The organism is Pseudogemmobacter bohemicus (genome assembly GCF_003290025.1).
GTDB classification, from domain to species: domain Bacteria; phylum Pseudomonadota; class Alphaproteobacteria; order Rhodobacterales; family Rhodobacteraceae; genus Pseudogemmobacter; species Pseudogemmobacter bohemicus.
In genome coordinates this window covers 162,468-179,981 of the sequence record NZ_QNHG01000002.1, presented here as the reverse complement: position 1 = coordinate 179,981, position 17,514 = coordinate 162,468, and the positions used below count along the sequence as shown (strand labels likewise).

Genomic DNA, 17,514 nt, shown 5'->3' with positions numbered 1-17,514 from the left:
CCTATTGAATTACCTCAATAACGGAACCTGTCAGAATGACTCTCAGCTCCAACCTTGCCTATGCACAGCCCACCGCGCCGATCCGCACGCCGCGCATGGCCGAATACGAGGTTATCGCGCGCATCACCCAGCGTCTGGTTGCCGCAGATCAGCGGCGCAAGGAAGATCTCAGCGGTTTTCTCGAGGCTGTTTTCAGCAACGAAAAACTCTGGTCGACTCTCGCCGCCGATGTCGCCGGGCCGGGCAATGGCCTTCCCGATCTGCTGCGGGCGCGCCTGTTTTATCTCTATCGCTTCACCGCCGAACATAGCCGGAAAATCCGTCAGAACAGTGCTGATGCCGGCGTGCTTATCGAAATCAACAAGGCTGTCCTGCGGGGCCTGCGTGGTGAAGGAGCAGCCACATGACCGGGCTGGTTCTGAAACTGGGGCCGCATGAACGGGTCCTGATCAATGGTGCGGTGATCGAAAACGGCGACAAGCGCTCGCGTCTTGCCGTGATGACGCCCAATGCGAATATTCTCCGGTTGCGTGATGCCCTGCATCCGGAAGAGGCCAATACGCCGGTGCGCCGGGTCTGCTATATCGCCCAGCTGGTGCTTTCCGGTGATGCAGTTCCTGGGGACACGAGGTCGCAGCTCTTGCGCGGGATCGAGCAGCTCAGCCAGGTGCTGACCGATCCCGACAGCCGCCGCTTGCTGACGCTGGCAAGCCAGGCCGTGCTGGAAGAGCAGCACTATCAGGTTCTCAAGGCGCTTCGGGGGCTTTTGCCCCGCGAGAGCCGACTCATGGCAACGGGTGGGGGTTGAGATGAGCTTTCAGCCAGTTCTGCCGGCCGATGGTTATGGCGGCTGGCTCTTGCTCAAACGAACCCTGCCAGCGCAGGAAAAGGCATTCCAGCAGTCCCAGGTGAATCAGCGCGAGGCGCAGTATTTTCGCGATAAGATCGGAACCGTAACCTCTGCCGAGGATCTGGTTTCTGATCGCCGGTTGCTGAAGGTCGCGCTCTCCGCCTTCGGGCTGGAGCAGGATATCAACGCAAAGGCCTTTGTCAGAAAGGTCCTTTCCGACGGCGTTGATTCCGCGAGTGACCTGTCCAACAGGCTTGCCGATAAAAGCTACCGTGCCTTTGCCGCGAGCTTTGGTCTGGATGGAACCCAGGTGCCAAAGACCCTTGATGATGGCTTTGCGGATGCCCTGCTGAATCAATATTATGCGCGTCAGTTCGAAGCGGCGGTGGGAGAGAAAAACGACTCCTTCCGCCTTGCATTGAATACGGAAAGAGAGCTTGGGAAACTGGCGCAATCCTCAGCGAGTGAGGATACGAAATGGTTTACCATTATGGGCAACAAGCCGCTGCGTCAGGTCTTCGAAAAGGCCCTTGGTCTGCCAACCGGGTTCAGTAATCTCGATATCGATCAACAGCTGCGTGTTCTCAAATCCCGCACACAAAGCCAGTTTGGCAATTCATCAGTGAGTCAATTTGCTGACGCGGGGAAAATGGAGAAACTGGTCAGAAACTATATAGTACGCGACTCGCTGACAACCGCCAGCGTATCCCCTGCTCAGAACGCCCTCGTGTTGCTGGCGCGCAGATCAGGTTAACAGAGTATCGGATCTGTTGCGGGATTGCTTTCTGCGGCGCTATGCGGGTTGCGCCTCTATGCCGTCAGGGTTGCCTTATGACCCGGTCGAAGCCTTCCCGTAAGGAGCGATGTGCTCATAGCTACCGCTTCGACAGTATTCGGCACGAACCCTTCGCAATCGGCGGCTTGCAGGCCATCACCAGACCCGTGCCATCCCACTAAAGCAGCTTCAGCCTGTCAGCCCGGCGCGAGCGGAACACAAACACCGTGCCCGTGCCCGTGCCCGTGAACGGTTCCTTGCGCCGCACCGACGACACCAGTGCAGCCAGGCCGTCATGCCCCTTCCGGAAGTCGACCGGCTTCGTCGCGACCATGATCCGCACCTGGTTCAAGGGGAACATCATGGGCTGGCAGCCAGGGCGCGCACGACCGACGCAATCCGCTCCGCCGAGGCTCCGGTTTCCAAACGGATCGCCACCGCGCCCGCGATGATCTCGGGCCGCTCCACAGCGCCCACGGCACAACGCGGTCCATCACCAACGGGGCCAATCATCAACGAGGCAAATTCCACCGGACCCTCCGGCGCTGGCAGCACCAGCCGCCCTTTCCGCGCCAGTATGCGCCAGGCAAAAACGTGGTTCGCCGGAACACCATGACGCCGCGCCACGGCATGCACCGTGATACCCGGCGTCAGCGTCGCCGCCACGATCGGGGCCTTCACCTCATCAGGCCGCTTCCGGTTCCGACGGCCACGACCGCCAACCGGGAGAACCTCCAATGTAGTCTCCATGGAGAAAATCCATTCCAACAAGCACCAGGGTCCAAAGAACCCATCACGATGAGAGCCGGAAGCTGGGAGCCAGGAAACGATTACGAAACATGATTCTTGCGATAAAAACTTCACAATCAGAGGCCTGAAACAACGTCATTGCAGCCCGAACCGCGCACCGGGGGTGGGCCCCCTGTAGACCCCTGGATCAACTGGCTAGCATTCCGGGTAGCCGAGGCGGATCAGCTCGGTCCCGCTCAGCCGGATCTGGCCCGAGATATTGTGCCGCGCCGTTTCCAGGAACCAGCTTTTCAAGGGCTCGCGGTAGCTTTGCGCCATGATCTGCGACCAGCGCTCGAACTCGGGTACCGGCAGCGGCTTGCCGTAAGAACTGGGTCCGTGAAAGCCGAAGCTCGCGCGGCGGTCGATACAGATATTGTCCAGCCCGAGATACATGGTGCAAGCAGAATTGCAGGTGCCGCGCAGCTCGACACGGTCGCCGCTGGCGCGCAGACGCTGAACCTCGCGGTTGCGCACACCGATCAGTCCGCCGGGATCCGAGCGCACGACCTTTACCGTCCCCGTCTTGACGGCCCCCATATGGGTCGGGCGCACCTGCGCATCCGCCTCGCGCGGGCCGGTGGGCGGAAGGACCCCGACAATGCCCGCAACACAAAGAACAAGAAACCCCACCCGCAATCGGGCCGAGACACGATTCATGACAAACCCCTTTCCACCAAAAGCGGCGGGGTCATCAGGCCACCCAACCCTCACCCGTCGCGAGGATCAGCAAAGCAGGAGCGTGATTAAGACGAGGTTTTCACAGCGTTGGAGCCGGGCATTCTAGTAATTAAAACCGGGTCTTATCGCCCGCGTAATGCCATGTTTCGTCCAGGTTTACGCCGCAGATCGACTGGCGGTCAGGGCAGCCAGTGCAGCCTCACCCGGAGCGCAGGCGGCTTCAAGCCGCGCGCGGTCCTTTACTGCCAGCTGCGCGGCCCGCGAGGGGCGCGGGAGCGGCAGGGCGCCTGCCTCGCTGAGCCAGGAGGCCGGGGCGTCGACGCCAAGAGCTTTCGCCAGCGCGGTCAATTCGCGCTCCGGCGCCGCAACCAGCGCCTCATAGGACAGCGGCTGCCAGCGCGAAGCCGGCAGCGCCGCCAGTTCCCGCGCGCCCCGGATCATCATTTCCGACCAGAATCGCGCCAGCAGCTCCGGCTCTGCCGGGTCATCAAGCATCGGCGTCACCGGCATGGCAAAGCTCAGCGCCTGCAGGACCGGCCAGACCCGCCCGCGCCCGTAATGGCGCAGGGGATCCAGCAGGTCGATGCCGATACCACGCAGCCGGTGCCACATCCGCGCCGCCAGCCGGGTCGCGGGATAATCGCACATCGAGAGCACAGTCTCCGGCCCGCTCCGAGTCAGCAGGACCAGCCGCGCCTTAGGGAACAGCGCCGCCAGGGTCCGCGTGGCAACCAGCGAGCCGCCCGAACGCTCGACCCAGACCCGGCGGTTCTGCCGCCGTGCCATCCCGTCGAAAAGCTGTCGGTAGTGATCGGCCACCGATTGCCGGGGATAGCCCGCCACCTCCGCCGCCAGCGCGTCGAACAGATCATCGGGCGCCGCGCTCAGATGCGGCAGCGCCACCTGGAGGAGCGGCGGGCAGTGGAACGGGTCATGGCGATTACCTTTCTGGCTGCCGTAAAGAAACTCGCGCGGCGCCCGCTTTGGGTTGCCGGCCAGCGTCCCGATCCGGGTGGGCCGGGCCAGACCGCGCCAGAATTGCCGCGCCGTGAGGCGACCATGCGGAAAGGCCCGGGCGCCGGCGGTCGAGAACACCTCGGACAGGCTGAGCAGCTCCGGATGCAGCCGGATCAGATCGGATACCAGCGTCGAGCCGCAGCGCGCCGAACCCAGAATAAAGGCCCCGTTCACTGCTCAGGCCTTCGGCTTCAATCGGCTGAGCATCGCATCCAGCACCGAGGCGGCGATCTCGCTGGCACTCTGCGCGGTCAGGATGTCGAGCCGGCGATCCACCTCCAGCGCCACGGCGCCATGCACCGCAACATAAAGCTGTTCGGTCAGCCGCCCGGCGCGTTCCGGGTCCAGCTCGGGTGCATGTTCGCATAAAAGCAGCGCCAGCCGCCCCATCAGCCCGCGTATCGCCTCGCCATACCAGTCCGGGAAATTCTCGCGCTGCCGGATGCCGCCGAAAAGGGCGCTCCACAAAGCCGGGTTGCGGCGCATGAAGGAGATATAGGCCTGACAGATCAGATGCAGCCGCGCCGCCGGAGTGCCGGTGGCGGGCAGGCTGTCGAACAGCTGTTCCAGCCGGGCAAAGGTGTCGCGGTTCACCTCCATCAGGATGTCGGACATCGAGCCGAAGACATTGTAGATCGAGGCCGCCGTATAGCCGATCTCGCGCGCGATGGCGCGGGCGGAGAGGCCGGGCGCCCCCTCGCGGTCCAATATGCCACGCGCCGATTCCAGAATGGCCTGGCGCAGCTCTGCCCGCGGCACGCGCTGTGGTCGGCTCATGGTCAGCCTCCGTCTGGTATTGCCAACTGAACGTTGTTCAGAAACTTCTTGACGGAAAGCCCGGCGCAGGTCAAGAGTTAGTGAACAATGTTCAATAAGGTGTGCCATGCCGAGTCTGTCCAACCGGGTTACCCCCGCCGCGATGCGCATCCTTGGCACCGGAACCTATCTGCCCCGCCACCGCCTGACCTCGGCCGAAATCGACCATCGTTTCGGCTGGGCCGATGGCACCACCGAGGCGCGCTATGGGCTTGCCGTCCGCCATGTCGCGGGCCAGGGCGAAAGCTCGTCGATGATGGCGGCCGAGGCGGCGGCGCAGGCGTTGCGGGCGGCAAGGATGAAAGCCAGCGATCTGGACCTGATTCTCGGTGCCTGCGGGGTAATGGAACAGGCGATTCCCTCGACCGCGACGCTGGTGCAGGCGCGGCTGGGCCTGGGGAAATCCGGGGTGCCCTCCTATGATGTGAACGCGACCTGTCTCAGCTTTGTCCAGGCGCTGGACCTCGCCGCGTTGCGGATCGCGGCCGGCCGGGCGCGGCGTGTGCTGGTCTTTTCCGCCGATATCGCCTCGGTCGGGCTGGACTGGGCCGAACCCGATACGGCGGCGATTTTCGGTGATGGCGCGGCGGCGGTGGTGCTGGGGGCCGATGATCGGGAGGGCGTGCTGGCCAGCCGCTTCGAGACCTATTCCGAAGGTCAGGCCGCCTGCGTGCTGGAGGGCGGCGGCACCCGTTACGGCGGTGCCCGTGACCCCGAATTGCTGGGCCGCACCAATGTCTTCCATATGGATGGCCAGACCGCTTTCCGGATCTCGGCGCGCTATCTGCCGCGTTTTCTCAAGGCGCTCATGGCCGAGGCCGGGATCGGCTACCGCGATCTGGCCTGTATCGTGCCGCATCAGGCCTCGGGCCCGGCGCTGGATCATGGGCTGGCGCGGCTGGGCGTGCCGCTGGAAAAGGTGATCCGCACCTTTGGCAGCCTCGGCAATCAGATCGCCACCTCGATTCCGACGGCTTTGCATCATGCGATCACTTCGGGGCGGCTGAAGCGGGGTGATCTTGCGATGCTGGTCGGCACCTCTGCCGGGGTGTCGCTTGGCGGTATGGTGGTGCGCTACTGATGGCGGTGCTGATCACAGGGGCGACCGGCTGTCTGGGCGGCGGTATCGCGCGCCAGTTGCTGGCCGCAGGGATGAGCGTCACCGCCCAGGGGCGCGATGCCGCCGCCGGGGCGGATCTGGCGCAGAAAGGGGCGCGGTTTCTGCCGCTTGACCTCTGCGATCCGGGGTCACTGACCCCGTTTCTGGCCGGCACAGAGACTGTTTTCCACTGCGCGGCGCTGTCTTCGGCCTGGGGCCGCGCCGCCGATTTCCAGGCGCTGAATGTCGATGCAACCCGCCGCCTGCTGGAGGCCGCGCGCGCGTCCGGGGTGCAGCGTTTCATCTTTGCCTCTTCGCCCAGCATCTATGCCGATGGCACTGACCGCTTTGATCTGGCCGAGGATGCTCTGCTGCCCGCCCGCTTTGCCAGCCATTACGCCCGTACCAAAGCGGAATCCGAGGCGCTGGCCCTGTCATACGACCAGCCCGGCACGATGCGGGTGGTCGCTTTGCGCCCCCGCGCGATCTATGGTCGCGGAGACCGTGCGCTGATGCCGCGCCTGCTGACGGCGATGCGGCGCGGCACGCTGCCGCTGATTGCCGGCGGCGAGGCGCTGATCGACATCACCCATGTCTCGGATGCGGCGCGGGCGATGGTGCTGGCGGCGGATCATGCGGAAACGGCGGGAGGGCGGGCGTTCAACATCACCTCGGGCGAGACCTGGCGGTTCTCGCAGCTTGCCGGTGCAGCGGCGGATCTCTTCGGCCTCTCGCCGCGCCGCAGGCATCTGTCCTATGGCGTTGCCATGGCGATCGCCACCGGGCTTGAGACCCTGCATCACCTGGTCCGGCCGCAGGTCGAGCCGGTGCTGACCCGCCAGGCCGTGGCCTCGCTGGGCCGCAGCCTGACGCTGGATATCTCCAGGGCGCGGGCTGATCTGCGCTATGTTCCGCAGGTGACATTGGCCGAGGGAATCCGTGACTATGCTGCCTGAAATCATCCCCCTTCGTGTTGGCCATTGTAGCGCGCCTGCGCGGTTGTCGCGCCGCGATGCGAGCTGGTGGCCAATGCGTTTCCCTGCCGGATCCGTGCTGATCCGCCATCCGACCCTGGGCGATATCCTGTTCGATACTGGCTACGGCCCGGCTTTTTTTGACGCGACGCGCCCCTTTCCCGAGCGGCTCTACCGCTGGCTGACCCCCGTGCAGCAGCCGCCGGATCAACGCCTGCCCGCATTGTTGGAAAAGCACGGGGCGCGGCCAGGCCTCATCCTGCTTTCGCATCTTCACGCCGACCATGTTGCGGGGCTTTTCGACATTCCGCCAGCGCCGGTCATCACCTCGCGCAAAGCCTGGGAACATCTGCAAGAGGGCAACCGCCTCACCACGTTGAAGGCCGGTTGCCCCGAGCGGCTCAGGCAGCGGATTCAGTCTCTGCATCCGCAGTTTATCGAGGATTTCCCAGTGGCGCCGGATGCCCTGGGCACCGGGCTTCCTTTCCCTTTTTACGATCTCGCCGCTGATGGCAGCCTGTTGGCGGTCAGCCTGCCCGGGCATGGACATGGGCAATTCGGCCTCTTGCTGCCGCAGACCAGCACGGGCCCCGCCTTTCTGATCGCCGATGCCGCCTGGAGCCGCCAGGCCCTGCGCGACCGCGCGCCGCCGCCGGACATCACCCTGCGCCGGCTGGGCGATGCGGGCGCCTGTCATGCCACCTTTGCCGCCTTGTGCGATCTGGCGCAGCAGCGCCCCGATATCAGCCTCTGGCCCTCGCATTGTCCGGAGGCTTTCGCATGAATGCCCCGCCGCTTCGCGCCTTTCTTACCGCCCGCTACGGGCGCGGCTTTCGCTCGCGGACCGAGATCGAGGCGTGGCAGGCGGCCGGGATGGCGCGGTTGCGCAAGACCATCATGCCGCGCTCGCCCTTTTACGCAGCCCATGCCAGCCGCCCGATTGCCGACTGGCCGCTGATGAACAAGGCCCGGTTGATGGAGCATTTCACCGGCATCAACACTTGCGGCATCCATCGCGATCATGCGCTGGAGGTGGCGCTGCGCTCGGAGGAGAGCCGCGATTTCTCGCCCATGATCGGCGGCGTGGCGGTGGGGCTTTCGACCGGGACCTCGGGCCAGCGCGGGCTGTTCCTGACCAATGGGCGCGAGCGCGCGCTCTGGGCTGCCGTCATGTGCGGCCGGTTCTGGCCGGCGCCGCTTTTGTCGCGGCAAAGGATCGCGTTTTTCCTGCGCGCGAATAACGCGCTGTATGAGAGCCTGTCGAATGCGCTGATGCAGTTTCGCTTCTATGATCTCTTGTCGGATTTCCCGGCGCATTTGCCGGAGCTGAACCGGCAGAATCCGACCGTGCTGATCGCGCCCGCGCAGATCCTGGGCCTGATCGCAAAGGCGCAGCAGAGGGGCGAGATCGGGATCGCCCCGAAGCGGATCATCTCGGTCGCCGAAGTACTCTCACCCGAAGATTCGACCTTAACAGAGACTGTTTTCGGCCTGCGCCCCGATCAGGCCTATCAATGCACCGAGGGCGTTCTCGGCTATAGCTGTCGCCATGGATCGCTGCATCTGAACGAACGCTATATCCGTTTCGACCGTGATGTGATCGACGACGAGACCGGCGCCTTTTGCCCGGTGATCACTGATTTTACCCGGGAGAGCCTGCCGATCCTGCGCTACCGTCTGGATGATGTGCTGATCCCCGACCCCGATCCCTGCCCTTGCGGCTGTGCCAGCCAGCGCCTGACCCGGATCGAGGGGCGCGCCGATGACATCCTGTGGTGGCCGGGCGTGGATGGGCGCCCGCGCCTGGTGCCCTCGGACGCGATCCGCCAGGCGGTGGCGACCCTCCCGGTGCCGGTGCGCGATTACCGGGTGATCCAGCAGGGCGAGAGGCTGGATATCTGGCTTGACACCAGCGTGCCGGAGATTGCCGGCCCGGCTCTGCAACACGCGCTTACCCGACTGGCTGCCGGGCTGGGATGCCGCGCGCCGGCGATGCAGGTCCATCGTGGTCTGCCTGCAAGCCCGGATGCCAAGCGCCGCCGTGTAATCGTGAAACGCGCATAGGGCTTGCCAGAGGGCGGCGGCCACGGGCAGGCTTGGCGCATGGACAAGCTGCAAGACATCCTGAACGAGATCACCGCCACCCTCGCCACCCGCGAGGAGCGCGGCAAGCCCGCCGATTACATCCCGCCGCTGGCCCATGTCAGCCCGCAGCATTTCGGCATCGCGGTCGCGCTGAATGAGGGCGGGCTTTTCACCGCCGGCGAGGCCGATCTGCCCTTTTCGATCCAGTCGATTTCCAAGGTCTTCACCCTGACGCTGGCGCTTGGCATGTATGGCGATGCACTCTGGCGCCGGGTCGGGCGGGAGCCGTCGGGCAGCGCCTTCAACTCCATCGTGCTGCTGGAGCAGGAAAAGGGCATCCCGCGCAATCCGTTCATCAATCCCGGCGCGCTGGTGGTGGCGGATGCCTTGCTGGCCCATGCCCGCGCGCCGCGCGAGACGATTGGCGAGATCCTGCGCTTTCTGCGCTTCGTCTCGGATGATGAGACCATCAGCGCCGATCCTTTGGTGGCGCGGGCGGAAAAAGCGACCGGGTTTCGCAATGCAGCGCTGGCGAATTACCTGCATTCCTGGGGCAATCTGATGAACCCGCCCGACCATGTTCTGGGCGTCTATTTCCACCATTGCGCCGTGACCATGAGCTGCGCCCAACTGGCCCGGGCCGGCGGCTTTCTGGCCAATGCGGGGCGCAATCCGGTCACCGGGCGCTCGGTGATCTCGTCTGTGCGGGCGCGGCGGATCAATGCGCTGATGATGACCTGCGGCCATTATGACGGTTCGGGTGATTTCGCTTACCGCGTTGGTATCCCAGGGAAAAGCGGGGTCGGAGGCGGAATTCTGGCGATTGTGCCAGGGGTGGCCTCGGTCGCGGTCTGGTCGCCGGGGCTGAACGCCAACGGGAATTCCCTGCTGGGGTCAGAGGCGCTGGAGATGCTGTCGCACCGGATGGGCTGGTCGGTGTTCTGACGCCAGCGTTCAGACAGGGCGCGTCAGGTAATCGCGGATGATATCAACCTCTTCCGCCGCGCCGAATACCAGCGGCGTATGTTCGTGATGCGCCTGAGGCAGGCGGGTCAGGATCGTGTTGACGCCATCCGTGGCCTTGCCGCCCGCCTGTTCGATCAGGAAGGCAATCGGGAAGGCCTCATAAAGTGTGCGCAGCCGGCCATGCGCGTAACCCTTGCGGCTGTCGGCGGGGTACAGAAAGGCACCGCCCTCGATCAGGATACGGTGCAACTCCCCCGCCGCCGCTGCCAGCCAGCGCATGTTGAAATCGCGCCCGCGGGGGCCGTCGCGACCCAGTTCGACATCGCAGACCCAGTCCTGCAACCCTTTCGCCCAATGCCGCTGGTTCGAGGCATTATAGGCAATGGTCGAGGCCCTGGGCTTCAGCGTGACATTGGCATGGGTCTGGCGGAAGGCGCGGCCTTCGGGGTCGTAGCCGAAGAGGTTCACCCCCTGGCCCAGCGTGAACCCATAATCCAGCGAATGGCCGATCGAGGCATAGCCCGCCGCGACGATCTCAGACCCGGGGCGCAGGAAATCCGCACCACCCGCCGGGAACACGGCAAAAAACATGCCCAAAGGCGCGCCGATCCCGATGGAGTTCGACCCGTCAATCGGGTCCATCGACACATCCCAAAGCCCCTCCGGGTTCAGCGTGACGATTTCTTCGGCTTCCTCGGACAGGACCAGCCGTACGCCCGCCGCGCGCAGATAGGGCAGCACATAGTGATGCGCCGCGTCATCCATCGCCTTTTGCTTGTCGCCGCTTTCATTGATGCCGATCACCGCCGCCGGATCGGAATAAAGCCGCCCCGCCGCCAGCCGCCCCGCAATGCCGGGCAGCGCCTGGGCGAAAGCGCGAACCACAGAAACCGGCCCGGATTTGCCGGTGAGAAAATCCTCAAGCAGCATCCCTTCGGGCGCATGGTCGGCAGGCAGGCGCAGCATGGTCTTCTCCCGCAAAAGAAGCGGGGCGCGAGAGGAGGAGGAGGAGGTTCGCGCCCCGACAAGCCCGGCCGGGGATAGACCCCGGGGGCTTGTTGTTCAATGGGGCTCAGCCCTTATTGTATTTGGCATCAACCGCGTCGATGGCATCGACATTGCTGGCCGATTTGCCGGCGGCGTCGAAGTTTTCGGTCTCGGCCAGCCAGGCATCCGCGATGGCTTTCGCGAGTTCCGAGCCGATCACGCGCGCCCCCATGGTGATGATCTGGGCATTGTTCGACAAGGCCGCGCGAGTGGCGGAATAGGTGTCATGCGTCAGCGCGGCGCGGATGCCCGGCACTTTATTCGCCGCGATGCAGACGCCGATGCCGGTGCCGCAGACAAGGATCGCGCGGTCATATTTGCCGGCGATGACTTCCGAGGCCACCCGGTCCGAGAGGTTTGCGTAAAACGCATCCGGACCCGCATCGGTGCGCGAGATTTCCGAGACCTCGAATTTTCCCTTCAGGTGTTCGGCGAGCACTTTCGCCAGACCTTCACCGGCGCTGTCGCCTGCGATTGCGAGTTTCATGTGGTTTCCCTCACAGTTTGGCGCTGACTTGCGCCATGATACCCAGATAGCCCTCGACCTCCCAGGCCGAGCGACCGACGAAAAGACCGTCAATATGCGGGCACTGGATCAGCTCCTCGCAATTGCCGGGATTGACAGAGCCGCCATAAAGACAGGCCACGCGGCGGCCCAGAACCTCGGTGGCGACAGCGATGATCTCTGCCTGGCGTTGATCGGCGTAATCGGCTTTTGCCGGGATGCCATTGACGCCAATGGCCCAGACCGGCTCATAGGCCAGCAGGATTTCGGCCTGTTTCTGCTCGGACGAAAGGCGCGCCAGCGCGGCGCGGGTCTGTTTCGCCAGCACCTCGGTTGCGCGGCCCGAATTGCGGTCTTCGAGCGTTTCGCCAATGCAGATCAGCGGCGTGAGACCATGCCGGATCGCAGCTTCGGTTTTCAGGCCGACGCCCTCATCGGTTTCGCCAAACATCTCGCGCCGCTCGGAATGGCCCAGCTCGACCATATCGAGCCCGGCATCCTTCAGCATCATCGGGGAAATCTCGCCGGTAAAGGCGCCTTCCGATTCCCAATGCATGTTCTGCGCGCCGACCCTCACCGAAGTATCCTTCAGCATCTCTTTGATTTCACGCAGATAAAGATAGGGCGGGATGATGAAACGCTGGATGCGCGGATCGCGGTCTTTGTCAGACGCGATCAACCCCTCGGCAAAGCGCTTCGCCGCCGCCCAGTCCTTGTGCATCTTCCAGTTGGTGCCGATCCAGGTTTTCCCCGTCCAGGTCTTCTGGTCCATTCTTGCCCCTTTTCAGTTCAGCAGCGCGCGCGCCGTCGGCTCGTCGGTGATCAGGCCCGAAAGCCGCCCGCTGGCCAGCACGGCGCGGATGGCGCGGTGTTTGTCGGTGCCGCCCGCGATGGCGACGATGCGGTCCGCCCCCGGCCGGAAGCCGACCGAAAGCGTGCGGGCGGTCAGGCTGGTTTCCACCTCGCGCCCGAGCGGGTCGAAGAAGTGACCCAGCATCTCGCCCATGCCGCCGGCGGCGGTGATCTCGTCGATCTCGCGCGGCTCTATCATGCCCGAAGCGACCAGCCCCGCCCCGGCATCCGCCGTGCCGATCCCCACGAGTTTCAGCCCGGCGCTGGCAGACATGTCGAAAATCTCGCGTACGCCGGGTTGCGACAGCAGCACCTCGCGATCCGCCGCCGAGCGGGCGAAGAACGGTACTGGCAGCACGAAGGATTTCGCACCGGTTTTCTCGGCCAGGCTGTGCATCACATCATGCGGATTGGCGGCGTAGTTCCGTGTCAGCCCGCCCAAAAGCGAGACAAAGCTGACGCCCGCCGCATTGATCCGGGGCAGCTGGCGCACAGTGGCCTGCATGGTGCGGCCATGGCCCAGACCGATCACCGGCGTCTCGCCACGCTCGATCTCGCGCCGGAGAAAGCCCGCACCAGCCATGCCGAGCGCGCGCAAAGGCATCCCCTCTTCGCCCAGGTCCGGCGCCACCTCGCAGTAATCAAGGCCGTAGCGGCGGGAAAGCTGATACTCGAATTCCACGCATTCGATGATCTCGCCGTCAATCGTGACCTTGACCGCGCCATCCGTCACCGCCCGCGCGATCAGCCGATGCGTCTTGACCGAAGCCAGCCCCAGCCGCTTTGCCACCGCCGCCTGCGTCAGCCCGCCCGCATAATGCAGCCAGGCCGCGCGGATCGCGAGGCTTTCTTCCGGGTCGATGTCGCGGCGCGGTGCCATTTCTGTCCTGTTCAAACGGGCGTCAGATATGCAGATCCTGGATGCCGGTGTCGATATGCGGCGCCCAGAAGGCCACGCTTTCCGCGATTTGCGGGATCACCTGGCGGTCATTCGGCTCCCGCTCTTTGAAGCTCAGCTCCAGGCAGATCTCATTATCTGTCGCACCGCCTTCGCGGAAGGCCGCCAGCAGCGGTTCGGGCTGGATGCGGCCTTTGGCATTGAACCCGGCGGTAAAGGGTTTGTGGCCGGATTTGTCCATCATCGACTGTTTGATATGGATGATCGGGGAGTATTTCGGCACCGCCCGCGCCCAGGCATAGGGGTCGGTATCATCGGGGTTCGGGCTGGTGACATCGCCATGGTCGATATCGGCCATCATCCACATCGGCACCGCCATATTCGCCGCCGTCAGCCGGTCCTGGAGCGCGATACATTCCTGGATCGTCTCGCCAAATTCGCGGCCAACCGACATCGGCTCCCAATAGACATATTTCAGCCCGGCGGATTTGGCATGTTCGGCCACCTCGGCCCAGTGGTCGATGGCGATTTGCGTGAGTTCCTCGCGCCGCGCCTGGTCGTCGAAATCCTTATAGGTGAAGATCGCGAATTGGGTGCCTACGGAAACCCCACCCAGATCGGCGGTGATATCGGCAAAGGTCCTGAACCAGTCGACATAGTAGCGGCGCACATCCGGATCCGGATGGCCAAAGTGGTTCAGCCGCCCGTAAGGCCCGGTCATGCCGGATGTCACCCGCACCCCCGTCCGCGCCTGGGCCGCCTGCATTTCCCGCGTCAGACGGCGGATCACCGGGGCGGGCCAGGACGGGTTGATGAATTCATGGGTCAGCTGCAGGTCGCGGATCTTCAGATCTCGCGCCACCGTCTCGATCAGGTCCGCAGGTTCCGCGAAACGGTTCACCAGCGGGTTGGTGTTTAAGGAAAGCGTCAGTTTCATACGCGCGCCCCTGCTTTCCAGCCATCGAACCAGGTGGTGAATTCCGCGATTTCTGCCGCCGTCAGATGCAGCCGGTGCTTGGTGCGGCGCCAGAGGATATCCTCCGCCTCCATCGCCCATTCTTTGGCGACGAGGTATTTCACCTCCGCCTCATAAAGATCGCCGCCGAAATGCCGGCCCAGCCCCCCGACCGAGCCAGCCGCCCCGATCAGATCCTTCATCCGGCTGCCATAGCGGCGTGCGTAATACCGGATCAACTCGCGCGGCATCCAGGGGAAGGCGTCGCGTTGGCTGTTGATAAAGCTCTCATAATCGGCGTTCGGCATCTCGCCGCCCGGCAGTTTCGCCGTCGCGGTCCAGTCCGGTCCCATTTTCGGGAAGATGTGTTTCAGCTTGTGCATCCCGCGCTCCGCCAGCTCGCGGAAGGTTGTGATCTTACCGCCGAAGACGTTCAGCATCGGCGCGCCGCCGGTCTCGTCCAGATCGAACACATAGTCGCGGGTGACTGCCGAGGGGTTGCCCTTGCCATCATCAAACAGCGGTCGCACACCGGAATAGGCGTGAACCACGTCCTCGCGGCGCAGTTTTTCCTTGAAATAGCGGTTCACGCATTTCAGCAGGTAGTCGATCTCGGTCTCAGCGATCCCGACATCCTCGGCACGACCCTCCCAGGGGATATCCGTGGTGCCGATCAGCGCCAGATCGCCCTCATAGGGGTTGATGAAGATCACCCGCTTGTCGTGGTTCTGCACCAGGTAAGCATTCTGCCCGGCCCACCATTTCGGCACGATGATATGGCTGCCCTTGACCAGCCGCACGCCGCGCGTCGATTTCGTATGCGCGACGTTCTGGATCACGTCCGACACCCAGGGGCCGGCGCAATTCACGATACATTTGGCGCGGAAAATCTGGTCTTCGCCCTGGGGATTACGGACAGTCACCGTCCAGCCGCCGTTCTCCCGCACCGCCGAGGTCACCGGCGAGCGGGTCAGGATCTTCGCCCCCTTTTCCGCCGCGCCAAGCGCATTCAGCGCCACCAGCCGCGCGTCATCGACCCAGCAATCGGAATATTCAAAGCCCTTCTTATACTGATCGAGGATCGCCGCCCCCTCCGGGTCGCGATGCAGGTTCAGCGTGCGGGTGCCGGGGAGTTTCTTACGGCCCCCCAGATGGTCGTAAAGGAACAGACCAAGCCGGACGAGCCAGGCAGGCCGGTCGGTCGGCGAATGCGGCAGCACGAAGCGCATCGGCCAGATGATATGGGGCGCGGCGTTCAAGAGCACCTCGCGTTCGATCAGCGCCTCGCGCACCAGGCGGAATTCGTAATATTCCAGATAGCGCAAACCGCCATGCACCAGCTTGCCCGAGCGCGAAGACGTCCCCTGCGCGAGATCGTCCTTTTCGGCCATCACGACCGAGAGCCCCCGGCCCGCCGCATCCCGCGCCATACCGGCGCCGTTGATGCCGCCTCCGATCACGAAGAGGTCAATCATATCGGTCATGTCATTCTCCTGACGGGCGGCGGGCGCGGGAAAGCTGATCCCAGACCGGGACCAGAACCTGTCGCGCCGATTGATAGGCGGGGAAAATGCGGCTGTAAGCTTCAACGAGACCCGCATCGGGGGCCTCAGGCGCGCCCAGCAGCGGGATCACCCATTCGTTGACGCAATCATCCATGGTTTTATAGGCGCCGATGGCCACGGCGGCCATCATCGCGGCACCGGCGGCACCGGCCTCATCGCGCGAAGACACCCTGACAGGGGCATCAACCGAGGCCGCGAAGATCTTCCTCAGCGCGCCCGAGCGCGCGGCGCCACCGGTCAGCCGCAGCTCTCCTGGCAGTTTGCCCATCGCGGAATAGCAGTCGCGCATCGCATGGCCGAGGCCCTCGGTCACCGCGCGCAAAAGATCAGGGAAGCCGTGATATTGCGAAAACCCGGTGAACCCGGCGCGGGCGCGGGCATCGACAAAGGGTCCGCGCTCGCCCGCCTCGGAAATATAGGGGTGATAGACGATCTGGCCAGGCTGGCTTTCCGACAGCCAGCTGTCGATGCGCGCGACCAGTTCTTTGTGGCTGACCTCATGCCCGAAGGCCTTCAGCGCATTGCCGGCAAGGCCAAGCGCCCAGTCGACATTCAGCGTCGCCGCCATATTGGTCTGCACCTGGGTCACCACGCCTGGCACCGGCAGGCAGATCACATAGCCGGTGCCCTCGTCGTTCAGATGCACATCCTGCCAGCGGACAGCCCGCATATGCACGCCGGTAGATCCCACTGTCGAACAGGCCACATCCTGACCGCCGCCGCCATAGACCCCGGCGCCAAGCGCCGTCATCACCATATCGACATAGCCGAGGCTGACCGGCATTCCCGCCCTGAGCCCGGTTGCGCCTGCGGCCTCCGCGCTGAGCGGATGGGTGGTCTCGGTGCCCTCGACAATCGGCGGCAGCAGATGGCGCTGATGCTCCAGCCCCAAAGCCGCGATCACCTGATCATCATAGTGCCGGTTGCGGTAATTCCCGAAGGTGAAACTCGCCTCGGACGGGTCGGTCGCCCGCACGCCGGTCAGGTTCAGATAAAGCCAGTCCTTGCAATGCAGCGCCACCTCGGCCGCTTCCAGCAGCTCGGGGCGGAAGGCCTGCATATGGGCGATCTGGGTGCCCTGCTGGCAGGTGTTCAGCCCGGTGCCTGTCGCCTCGAAGCGCGCGCGATTGGCGCCCGATGCTGCCAGACGGTCCACCGTCGGCGCCGCGCGGGCATCCAGCCAGAGCCAGGCATCCCCCACCGCCCTGTTGCCCTTGCCCGCAAGCCAGGTGCCATCCCCCTGTCCGGTCACCGCCAGCGCGGCGGTGCGGGCGGCGAGATCAGTGACCAGCTCACCCAGTTCGCGCAAGGCGCGGGCGCAATCATCCCAGGTCTGGTTCAGAGGCTGCGTCGCCGAGCCGTCAGCCGCAGTCGCATAGCGATTCGGCACCGCAGCCGAGGCCAGTTGCCGACCGGCGAGATTAAAGGCCACCGCCTTGATCACCGAGGTGCCTGCATCGATTCCGATCAGAATGTCAGTGCCGGCCATGACCCAAACCTCCGCGTTCCAAATCTTCCGGCCTCAGATTTCTCCGGTCTCTGATTTCCGGGTCTGAGATTTTCGGGCCTCGGATCTCCGGACCCGGCCGATGCTGCGGCGATCATCGCGACACCCAGCCACGGGGAGGCCCGCAGGTTCC

At 64.3% G+C, this 17,514-nt stretch carries 20 protein-coding genes; 8 read left to right on the top strand and 12 right to left on the bottom strand.

Annotated features, from left to right (window positions below; all coding sequences use genetic code 11):
- The first annotated feature begins 35 nt into the window (after positions 1–35).
- Genes flaF through DRF71_RS08885 form a run of 3 tightly spaced genes read left to right on the top strand, consistent with a single transcriptional unit; the run spans position 36 to position 1,604 of the window.
- A complete protein-coding gene (flaF, locus tag DRF71_RS08895; RefSeq protein ID WP_112310231.1) occupies positions 36–407 on the top strand; it encodes a flagellar biosynthesis regulator FlaF in 372 nt (123 codons plus the stop codon).
- Entirely contained in the window at positions 404–808 is a 405-nt protein-coding gene (flbT, locus tag DRF71_RS08890; RefSeq protein ID WP_112310230.1) for a flagellar biosynthesis repressor FlbT, read from the top strand. The genes flaF and flbT overlap by 4 nt, the downstream gene beginning before the upstream one ends.
- 1 nt (position 809) lies before the next feature.
- Entirely contained in the window at positions 810–1,604 is a 795-nt protein-coding gene (locus DRF71_RS08885; protein ID WP_112310229.1) for a DUF1217 domain-containing protein, read from the top strand.
- Positions 1,605–1,803: 199 nt separating this feature from the next.
- On the opposite strand, the gene tnpB is transcribed toward DRF71_RS08885, so the two are convergent.
- From tnpB to DRF71_RS08860, 5 genes are all read right to left on the bottom strand, one after another.
- Positions 1,804–1,959 carry an IS66 family insertion sequence element accessory protein TnpB gene (gene tnpB / locus DRF71_RS08880; RefSeq protein WP_157971000.1) on the bottom strand — a complete coding sequence of 52 codons (156 nt, stop codon included), beginning with the start codon at positions 1,957–1,959 and terminating at the stop codon, positions 1,804–1,806.
- A gap of 26 nt (positions 1,960–1,985) precedes the next feature.
- A complete protein-coding gene (locus DRF71_RS08875; protein WP_112310227.1) occupies positions 1,986–2,375 on the bottom strand; it encodes a transposase in 390 nt (129 codons plus the stop codon).
- A gap of 195 nt (positions 2,376–2,570) precedes the next feature.
- Positions 2,571–3,074 carry a hypothetical protein gene (locus DRF71_RS08870; protein ID WP_112310226.1) on the bottom strand — a complete coding sequence of 168 codons (504 nt, stop codon included), beginning with the start codon at positions 3,072–3,074 and terminating at the stop codon, positions 2,571–2,573.
- A 177-nt stretch (positions 3,075–3,251) separates the two neighbouring features.
- The gene (locus DRF71_RS08865) at positions 3,252–4,286 is read right to left on the bottom strand and encodes a sulfotransferase (RefSeq protein WP_112310225.1); all 1,035 of its coding nucleotides are present in this window, start codon (positions 4,284–4,286) and stop codon (positions 3,252–3,254) included.
- Positions 4,287–4,289: 3 nt separating this feature from the next.
- Positions 4,290–4,889 carry a TetR/AcrR family transcriptional regulator gene (locus tag DRF71_RS08860; protein WP_112310224.1) on the bottom strand — a complete coding sequence of 200 codons (600 nt, stop codon included), beginning with the start codon at positions 4,887–4,889 and terminating at the stop codon, positions 4,290–4,292.
- Positions 4,890–4,995: 106 nt separating this feature from the next.
- On the opposite strand from DRF71_RS08860, the gene DRF71_RS08855 reads away from it, so the two are divergent.
- From DRF71_RS08855 to DRF71_RS08835, 5 genes are all read left to right on the top strand, one after another.
- The gene (locus DRF71_RS08855) at positions 4,996–6,009 is read left to right on the top strand and encodes a 3-oxoacyl-[acyl-carrier-protein] synthase III C-terminal domain-containing protein (RefSeq protein WP_112310223.1); all 1,014 of its coding nucleotides are present in this window, start codon (positions 4,996–4,998) and stop codon (positions 6,007–6,009) included.
- The gene (locus DRF71_RS08850) at positions 6,009–6,983 is read left to right on the top strand and encodes an NAD-dependent epimerase/dehydratase family protein (RefSeq protein ID WP_112310222.1); all 975 of its coding nucleotides are present in this window, start codon (positions 6,009–6,011) and stop codon (positions 6,981–6,983) included. The genes DRF71_RS08855 and DRF71_RS08850 overlap by 1 nt, the downstream gene beginning before the upstream one ends.
- 73 nt (positions 6,984–7,056) lie before the next feature.
- Complete coding sequence (locus DRF71_RS08845) at positions 7,057–7,785, top strand: MBL fold metallo-hydrolase (RefSeq protein WP_232831404.1); 729 nt, start codon at positions 7,057–7,059, stop codon at positions 7,783–7,785.
- On the top strand, positions 7,782–9,065 hold the full coding sequence (locus DRF71_RS08840) for a F390 synthetase-related protein (protein ID WP_112310220.1): 1,284 nt from the start codon (positions 7,782–7,784) through the stop codon (positions 9,063–9,065). The genes DRF71_RS08845 and DRF71_RS08840 overlap by 4 nt, the downstream gene beginning before the upstream one ends.
- Before the next feature lie 39 nt (positions 9,066–9,104).
- Positions 9,105–10,031, top strand: a complete 927-nt coding sequence (locus DRF71_RS08835) for a glutaminase (protein ID WP_112310219.1) — start codon at positions 9,105–9,107, stop codon at positions 10,029–10,031.
- A gap of 9 nt (positions 10,032–10,040) precedes the next feature.
- Here the strand turns inward: DRF71_RS08835 and DRF71_RS08830 are convergent, their stop codons facing one another.
- The 7 genes from DRF71_RS08830 to DRF71_RS08800 form a co-directional block, all read right to left on the bottom strand.
- A complete protein-coding gene (locus DRF71_RS08830; RefSeq protein ID WP_112310218.1) occupies positions 10,041–11,018 on the bottom strand; it encodes a class 1 fructose-bisphosphatase in 978 nt (325 codons plus the stop codon).
- Positions 11,019–11,124: 106 nt separating this feature from the next.
- Positions 11,125–11,586: a D-erythrulose-4-phosphate isomerase gene (gene derI, locus DRF71_RS08825; protein ID WP_112310217.1), complete on the bottom strand. Its 462-nt coding sequence runs from the start codon at positions 11,584–11,586 to the stop codon at positions 11,125–11,127.
- Positions 11,587–11,596: 10 nt separating this feature from the next.
- Positions 11,597–12,376 carry a triose-phosphate isomerase gene (locus DRF71_RS08820; RefSeq protein WP_112310216.1) on the bottom strand — a complete coding sequence of 260 codons (780 nt, stop codon included), beginning with the start codon at positions 12,374–12,376 and terminating at the stop codon, positions 11,597–11,599.
- 12 nt (positions 12,377–12,388) lie between these two features.
- Positions 12,389–13,336: a sugar-binding transcriptional regulator gene (locus DRF71_RS08815; RefSeq protein ID WP_112310215.1), complete on the bottom strand. Its 948-nt coding sequence runs from the start codon at positions 13,334–13,336 to the stop codon at positions 12,389–12,391.
- 22 nt (positions 13,337–13,358) lie between these two features.
- A complete protein-coding gene (locus DRF71_RS08810; RefSeq protein ID WP_112310214.1) occupies positions 13,359–14,291 on the bottom strand; it encodes a sugar phosphate isomerase/epimerase family protein in 933 nt (310 codons plus the stop codon).
- Positions 14,288–15,793: a glycerol-3-phosphate dehydrogenase gene (locus tag DRF71_RS08805; protein ID WP_112310213.1), complete on the bottom strand. Its 1,506-nt coding sequence runs from the start codon at positions 15,791–15,793 to the stop codon at positions 14,288–14,290. The genes DRF71_RS08810 and DRF71_RS08805 overlap by 4 nt, the downstream gene beginning before the upstream one ends.
- A 1-nt stretch (position 15,794) precedes the next feature.
- Entirely contained in the window at positions 15,795–17,363 is a 1,569-nt protein-coding gene (locus tag DRF71_RS08800; protein ID WP_112310212.1) for an FGGY-family carbohydrate kinase, read from the bottom strand.
- Positions 17,364–17,514 lie beyond the last annotated feature (151 nt).

Coding starts and splice junctions, on each gene's coding strand:
- flbT (WP_112310230.1), top strand. CDS start 404: ATGACCGGGCTGGTTCTGAAACTGGGGCCGCATGAACGGGTCCTGATC.
- DRF71_RS08820 (WP_112310216.1), bottom strand. CDS start 12,376: ATGGACCAGAAGACCTGGACGGGGAAAACCTGGATCGGCACCAACTGG.
- DRF71_RS08815 (WP_112310215.1), bottom strand. CDS start 13,336: ATGGCACCGCGCCGCGACATCGACCCGGAAGAAAGCCTCGCGATCCGC.
- DRF71_RS08870 (WP_112310226.1), bottom strand. CDS start 3,074: ATGAATCGTGTCTCGGCCCGATTGCGGGTGGGGTTTCTTGTTCTTTGT.
- DRF71_RS08875 (WP_112310227.1), bottom strand. CDS start 2,375: ATGGAGACTACATTGGAGGTTCTCCCGGTTGGCGGTCGTGGCCGTCGG.
- DRF71_RS08800 (WP_112310212.1), bottom strand. CDS start 17,363: ATGGCCGGCACTGACATTCTGATCGGAATCGATGCAGGCACCTCGGTG.
- tnpB (WP_157971000.1), bottom strand. CDS start 1,959: ATGGTCGCGACGAAGCCGGTCGACTTCCGGAAGGGGCATGACGGCCTG.
- DRF71_RS08855 (WP_112310223.1), top strand. CDS start 4,996: ATGCCGAGTCTGTCCAACCGGGTTACCCCCGCCGCGATGCGCATCCTT.
- DRF71_RS08885 (WP_112310229.1), top strand. CDS start 810: ATGAGCTTTCAGCCAGTTCTGCCGGCCGATGGTTATGGCGGCTGGCTC.
- DRF71_RS08840 (WP_112310220.1), top strand. CDS start 7,782: ATGAATGCCCCGCCGCTTCGCGCCTTTCTTACCGCCCGCTACGGGCGC.
- DRF71_RS08845 (WP_232831404.1), top strand. CDS start 7,057: ATGCGTTTCCCTGCCGGATCCGTGCTGATCCGCCATCCGACCCTGGGC.
- DRF71_RS08850 (WP_112310222.1), top strand. CDS start 6,009: ATGGCGGTGCTGATCACAGGGGCGACCGGCTGTCTGGGCGGCGGTATC.
- DRF71_RS08830 (WP_112310218.1), bottom strand. CDS start 11,018: ATGCTGCGCCTGCCTGCCGACCATGCGCCCGAAGGGATGCTGCTTGAG.
- DRF71_RS08810 (WP_112310214.1), bottom strand. CDS start 14,291: ATGAAACTGACGCTTTCCTTAAACACCAACCCGCTGGTGAACCGTTTC.
- DRF71_RS08805 (WP_112310213.1), bottom strand. CDS start 15,793: ATGACCGATATGATTGACCTCTTCGTGATCGGAGGCGGCATCAACGGC.
- DRF71_RS08860 (WP_112310224.1), bottom strand. CDS start 4,889: ATGAGCCGACCACAGCGCGTGCCGCGGGCAGAGCTGCGCCAGGCCATT.
- derI (WP_112310217.1), bottom strand. CDS start 11,586: ATGAAACTCGCAATCGCAGGCGACAGCGCCGGTGAAGGTCTGGCGAAA.
- DRF71_RS08835 (WP_112310219.1), top strand. CDS start 9,105: ATGGACAAGCTGCAAGACATCCTGAACGAGATCACCGCCACCCTCGCC.
- flaF (WP_112310231.1), top strand. CDS start 36: ATGACTCTCAGCTCCAACCTTGCCTATGCACAGCCCACCGCGCCGATC.